At 42.3% G+C, this 6,569-nt stretch carries 4 protein-coding genes and 1 rRNA gene; all 5 read right to left on the bottom strand.

Features of this window, described 5'->3' with window-relative positions; all coding sequences use genetic code 11:
• A 16S ribosomal RNA gene (locus M3180_RS20060) occupies positions 1–109 on the bottom strand; the annotation flags it as partial.
• Positions 110–412: 303 nt separating this feature from the next.
• A complete protein-coding gene (locus M3180_RS20055; RefSeq protein WP_251670818.1) occupies positions 413–1,483 on the bottom strand; it encodes an HD-GYP domain-containing protein in 1,071 nt (356 codons plus the stop codon).
• 37 nt (positions 1,484–1,520) lie between these two features.
• Entirely contained in the window at positions 1,521–4,064 is a 2,544-nt protein-coding gene (gene gyrA, locus M3180_RS20050; RefSeq protein WP_251670816.1) for a DNA gyrase subunit A, read from the bottom strand.
• A 267-nt stretch (positions 4,065–4,331) separates the two neighbouring features.
• The gene (gene gyrB / locus M3180_RS20045; RefSeq protein ID WP_251670814.1) at positions 4,332–6,242 is read right to left on the bottom strand and encodes a DNA topoisomerase (ATP-hydrolyzing) subunit B; all 1,911 of its coding nucleotides are present in this window, start codon (positions 6,240–6,242) and stop codon (positions 4,332–4,334) included.
• Positions 6,243–6,320: 78 nt separating this feature from the next.
• Positions 6,321–6,569 carry an extracellular matrix regulator RemB gene (gene remB, locus M3180_RS20040; protein ID WP_251670823.1) on the bottom strand — a complete coding sequence of 83 codons (249 nt, stop codon included), beginning with the start codon at positions 6,567–6,569 and terminating at the stop codon, positions 6,321–6,323.

The raw sequence follows: 6,569 nt of genomic DNA, 5'->3' as shown, positions 1-6,569 counted from the left end.
TCCGCCGCTAACTCTCAGGAGTGCAAGCACTCCATCAAGTCCGCTCGACTTGCATGTATTAGGCACGCCGCCAGCGTTCGTCCTGAGCCAGGATCAAACTCTCCATTAAAGTGTTTGATTGCTCATTATATTTCGCTTTTATCAATGCCCACCGACGGGGTGGAAAACATTGATGGCAGTTCTTACTCGTTGTTCAGTTTTCAAGGAACAATGTCGTTCTCATCTCATCTTGCGAGTGTGACTCGAACGTTTTGTTTTTGTGTGTCTGTCGCGATCTCTCGCGGCGACAAGAAATAATATAACATATTTCACTAGACTTATGCAAGTGTTTTATAAAAGTTTTTGTCGAATAATATAAAAACCTTCTTATCTCGTTGTATGACACAACAAATAGATAAGAAGGCGTTATTAGCTACTGTATAATTTCTATAATATGCAGACTGCGTTCTATCGTTAAGTTAACGATTGTATTTTGGACTGAAACCCAAGGGCGTGTCGGATGATCGCGTTCAAAAAATACAATTTCTCCAACACGACCATCACTTAGCTTGACTTTTGTTCCCGTATTGAAGTTCGCAACTTTAGCTATAAATGTTCTCACATACGATGGTTCTAGCTTTCCAAATGCATCACTTTGGATTTGTTCAAGCACAAGATATGGAGAAATCGGTTTACGGTATACATTATTAAGTGTCATAGCATGATATATATCTGCTATCGCGACAATTTTCGAATATGGATGAAGCTGACTGCCTAGAAACTGATTGGGATATCCCGATCCATCCACTCGTTCATGATGCTGAAGTGCAGCCAGCTTTACCCCTTCATTGAGAGCTGTAATCGAACGCAAAATCTGATAACCATAAACTGTATGTTTTTTTATGATTTGTTTTTCTTGTTCAGTTAGTTTTCCCGGTTTGTTCAATATATCCGAATCAATCTTAACATTACCTATATCCATTAAAAGCCCGGCTAGCGCTACCTGCATCCAATCTTTCTGAGGTAACCCTACCCATTGTGCTAATAAATAGGATGTAAGAGATGTGACGACACTTTTATGAAGCATATAATCTTGATTATTATTAAAGGCTGGCGTGAACGTGATGAGATTATATTCGCCAATACGATCAAAAATATTGTTTAGCTGCTTACGCAAATCCATCAGTGGTATTGGTTGACTAGCAGTAATAAGATGGGAGAGCTGCCGCAGCATCTCTACCATCTTCTCATACTCGCTATAAAAAGTGCTAGCTTGTCCCACTTGTTTCGTTGCTGGAGTAGAAGAGTCATCCTCTTTGCTTGCTCTCTCCTCCGATTGATGACTTACGATCTCAACCTCTTCAATCATAAAGGCTTTTAATATCTCTAGTTCACGTTCAGTAATTGCCTTTTCCTTTAGTAATAATGTGCTTCCTAGTGGAGTGAGGACATCTTCAAGTAATTTATCACCTAGCTTAAGCTGATCAACTTTGACAGATACCATAGGTCCTCTTCCTTTCTAGCTCTCATATTACTTCGTGCTATTCCTCATCAGAGATCGGTTCGTCAGTGGTTGGCTCGTCAGAGGATGATTCAACAGAAGCATCCGTTTCTATCTCACCCGCTACTTGCCCATCTATTGCAGCGTCCTCGGACTCCTCTTCACTCTTCTCTACTCTTGTAACAGTTGATACGAAGTCGTCCTCACGTGTATTGATTAGCTTAACGCCCATCGTATCGCGCTTCATCGACTTAATGTCTTCCATACCCATTCGAATTAATGTGCCTGATGCAGTCATAATCATCAGATCCTCATTATCATCAACGACTTTAAGTGCGACAACTAGACCACGTTCCTCGGTTCTATGGATTGTTTTAATTCCGATACCACCGCGGTTTTGAGGACGATATTCTTCTCCTGGCGTACGCTTACCATAACCATTTGCCGTAACGACAAGTACTTCTCTGCCTTCAACGACAACGTCCATACCAATCAGCGTATCATCATTTACCAGTTGAATACCTTTTACACCAGTTGCGGAACGTCCCATAGAACGTACATCCTTTTCTGAGAATCGAATCGACATCCCGTGGCTTGTACCAAGAATAATTTCCTGCGTACCATCTGTAAGCCTCACATCGATTAGATCGTCTTCCTCACGAAGGGATATCGCGATTAGACCAACCTTGCGAATGTTAATATAGTCGCTAAGCGGTGTTTTCTTCACGATACCGTGCTTCGTCGCGAAGAATAGATATTGCTCGTCATTGAAGGACTCTACAGGAATAACCGCATTGATCGTTTCACCTTGTTCAATCTGAATAAGATTGATAATCGGTGTCCCGCGTGCTGTACGGCCTAATTCAGGCACTTCATAAGCCTTTAATCTATAGACCTTGCCTTTATTCGTAAATATGAGCAAGTAATGGTGAGAGTTCGTTACGAACAGATGCTCAACGAAGTCATTCTCTTTCGTATCCATCCCCACGACACCGCGTCCACCTCGCTTCTGACTACGATACGTTGTGACAGGCAGACGCTTCACATAGCCAGAATGTGTGATAGAAATAAGAACTTCTTCTCGCGGAATTAAATCCTCGTCCAAAATTTCCTCATCACTCGCAGTAATTTCTGTACGGCGCTCATCTCCGAAACGCTGCTTAATTTCCTCGAGCTCCTCGTAGATGATATCAAGCACTAGCTGCTCATCAGCAAGGATTGCACGATATTCTGCAATTTTGCGCATAAGCTCCTCGTACTCTGCTTCAATCTTATCGCGCTCTAGTCCGGTTAGACGCTGCAAGCGCATATCAAGAATCGCTTGTGCTTGCTCATGCGTAAGTGAAAAACGCTCGATTAAGCCTTCACGCGCCTCATCAGCGGTTTGTGATGAGCGAATGAGGGTAATAACCTCATCCAAATGATCTAAGGCAATGCGCAAGCCTTCTAGAATATGTGCACGCGCTTCTGCTTTTTTTAGCTCGAACTCTGTACGACGACGAATAACTTCAATCTGGTGCTGCAAATAATGATAAAGCATATCGTGCAGATTTAATGTTTTAGGCTCACCGTTTACAAGCGCAAGCATATTAACCCCAAAGTTTGTCTGCAGCTGTGTTTGCTTATACAAGTTGTTAAGAACAACATTAGGATTAACGTCTCTGCGCAATTCGATGACGATACGCATACCGTTACGGTCGGATTCATCTCTTAGATCGGTAATGCCTTCAAGCTTCTTCTCACGAACCAGCTCAGCAATTTTTTCGATCAGACGAGCTTTAATGACTTGATAAGGTATCTCCGTAACAATAATGCGAGCTTTTCCATTCTCATCTTCGATTTCACAGCGAGAACGCATCGTCACTGAGCCGCGACCCGTTAAATAAGCTTGCTTAATGCCTGCTCGTCCTAATATAAATCCTGCTGTTGGAAAGTCAGGACCAGTTATATAATCCATTAGCTCAAGTGAAGTAAGTTCTGGATTGCGAATAAGCGCCTGTGCACCCTCGATTACTTCAGTTAGATTATGGGGAGGAATGTTCGTTGCCATACCAACAGCGATACCTGTTACCCCATTGACGAGCAGATTAGGAAAACGTGAAGGAAGAACAACCGGTTCTCTTTCTTCACCGTCATAGTTATCTATAAAATCAATCGTTTCTTTATTGATGTCTCGCAACAATTCCATTGCCATTTTAGATAATCTTGCTTCTGTATAACGCATGGCCGCTGCCATATCACCATCAACAGATCCAAAGTTACCATGTCCATCAACTAGTGTATAACGCATTGAGAAGTCTTGTGCCATACGAACCATAGATTCATATACAGCTGAATCACCGTGTGGGTGATACTTACCGATTACTTCTCCAACAATCCTAGCTGATTTTTTATAAGGTTTATCCGGCGACATGCCTAAGTCTGACATCGCGTATAGAATACGACGATGAACGGGCTTAAGCCCATCTCTTACATCAGGCAACGCGCGGCTTACGATTATGCTCATCGCATAATCCATAAACGAATCGCGCATTTCCGTACCTATATCACGATCTACAATTGACATTTTTTGTTCCTCGGCCATGCTTTACCTCCCTGACGCCATTGTTTCATATTCCTATAATCCCCAATTATGCCAACAGGCAAACTTGAGAAGAATATAGAATGACGCGTACTTTCGACTATGTTTACATCTATCTAGGTCATCTATAAACAAGAGTACCAATCTATATTATACCATTCATTAACTTTACTGTCTTGATGTAAATGTACGGGTTTATACAAAAAAGATGCTGTAGCTAGCAGCTTTCATTGCCAGCACAGCATCTCTCTGTATCATTAGGAACCAACCCTAGAAATCTAGATTCGTTACATACTTCGCGTATTTCTGGATAAAGTCTCTACGCGGCTCTACGTTGTCACCCATAAGCGTATCGAAGATCTTGTCAGCTTCCATCGCATCGGAAATCGATACCTGTAGCATCGTACGGCTTTCAGGATCCATTGTTGTTTCCCATAGCTGCGTTGCATCCATCTCTCCAAGACCTTTATAGCGTTGGATATTGATTTTATTGCCTTCGCCCATCTCTAATACAATTTCGTCGCGTTCCTGCTCAGTAAGTGCATAACGCACCACCTTATTACGCTCAATCTTAAAGAGCGGCGGCTGTGCGATATAGATAAAGCCTGCTTCAATAATTTGACGCATATAGCGATAGAAGAATGTCAGCAGCAGCGTTCGAATATGAGCACCATCAACGTCGGCATCTGTCATAATGACGACTTTATGATATCTAGCCTTTTCAATATCAAAATCTTCACCAATTCCAGTTCCGAGTGCTGTTATTATTGCTCTGATCTCCGCATTGCTCAAAATTCGATCGAGTCGTGCTTTCTCTACGTTGAGGATCTTACCACGCAGCGGCAAAATCGCCTGAAAATGACGATCTCGTCCTTGCTTCGCAGATCCGCCCGCAGAGTCACCCTCTACGATATAAAGCTCACTAATCGATGCATCCTTCGATGAGCAGTCAGCAAGCTTACCAGGCAATGAGCCTACCTCAAGCACACTTTTGCGACGTGTAAGCTCGCGTGCTTTCTTAGCTGCTTCGCGTGCTCTAGCAGCTTGAAGACCTTTCTCGATAATTTTCTTCGAGACACTTGGATTTTCGTTCAAAAATTCCTGGAACTTTTCAGAGAACAACGATTCAACAATTCCGCGAACTTCACTGTTGCCGAGCTTTGTTTTTGTCTGTCCTTCGAACTGTGGCTCAGGAATTTTAACAGAGATAATGGCAGTTAAGCCTTCTCTCACATCATCGCCAGTAAAATTCGTATCGCTATCCTTCAGCAAGCTCATACGACGTGCATACTCATTAACGATACGGGTAAGTGCAGATTTAAAGCCTGATTCATGCGTACCACCCTCATGCGTATGAATGTTGTTAGCAAAGGAATAGAGATAGTCTGAATAACTCGTATTATATTGCAAAGAAACTTCCACCTGGATATTGTCACGATTGCCTTCTACATAAATCGGCTCCTCATGAATAACTTCACGATGACGACTTAGGTACTTAACAAACTCGCTAATACCACCTTCATAATGGAATTCCTCAAATTGTCCCGTACGCTCATCTTTCAGCGTAAGCTTAATTCCTTTATTCAAAAACGCCAGCTCGCGAATCCGCGTCTGCAAAATTTCATACTCAAACACAGTCGTTTCTGTGAAAATCTCACTATCTGGCTTAAAGGTTACCGTTGTACCTGTTTCATCAGTATCTTCGATAACTTTAATATCATACTGTGGTACACCGCGTACATATTCTTGTTGATGGAGATGACCGTCACGCTTAACTTGAACTTTAACATGCTCAGACAGCGCATTAACAACAGAAACACCGACACCATGGAGACCGCCAGAAACCTTGTAGCCATCACCGCCGAATTTTCCTCCTGCATGCAGCACAGTTAGTACGACTTCAAGCGTTGATTTATTAAGTTTGGTATTCATCCCAACAGGAATACCGCGTCCATTATCAATAACAGTAACGCGATTATCCTCATGAATAATCACATCAATTTGATCGCAGTGGCCTGCTAATGCTTCATCGATACTGTTATCGACGACCTCCCATACAAGATGATGCAAACCCTTTGCGCTTGTAGAACCGATATACATACCAGGACGCTTACGGACTGCTTCTAGCCCCTCTAGTACCTGTATCTGGCTCTCATCATACGTGTGTTGTTCCAAAGACATGCGCGTTCACTGCTCCTCTCAACTGCTAATCCCTTTAAAATCTCTAAAATCATTCTATATTGTGCAATAGGCGTATGTTTATAATGCTGCAAAATGATGTGCTCTCTTTTTTAGTGTCGACGACGAAATCGGTGAATAAATCACTTTTTTTGATGTAACGACGATGCTTTTCGCTTCCTCTTCACCAATCATCTCAATTTCCTTACGCTGCATCGCACCGGTCATAAACTGTTTCGATAGTTTAGAAGAGCTTTCTATCGTAATATCAAAAATCGCAATGATCTCTGAAGTTCGCACTATTTTTTCTCCACCAACATGGATATACAT

Source organism: Paenibacillus camelliae, assembly GCF_023715345.1.
Classification (GTDB): Bacteria; Bacillota; Bacilli; order Paenibacillales; family Paenibacillaceae; genus Pristimantibacillus; species Pristimantibacillus camelliae.
The sequence above is the reverse complement of the archived record's forward strand: the minus strand, read 5'-3'. Positions and strand labels throughout refer to the sequence as shown.

What these genes read in the sequence shown, in the direction of transcription:
- gyrB (WP_251670814.1), bottom strand. Translation starts at nt 6,242, where the DNA reads ATGTCTTTGGAACAACACACGTATGATGAGAGCCAGATACAGGTACTA.
- remB (WP_251670823.1), bottom strand. Translation starts at nt 6,569, where the DNA reads ATGTATATCCATGTTGGTGGAGAAAAAATAGTGCGAACTTCAGAGATC.
- gyrA (WP_251670816.1), bottom strand. Translation starts at nt 4,064, where the DNA reads ATGGCCGAGGAACAAAAAATGTCAATTGTAGATCGTGATATAGGTACG.
- M3180_RS20055 (WP_251670818.1), bottom strand. Translation starts at nt 1,483, where the DNA reads ATGGTATCTGTCAAAGTTGATCAGCTTAAGCTAGGTGATAAATTACTT.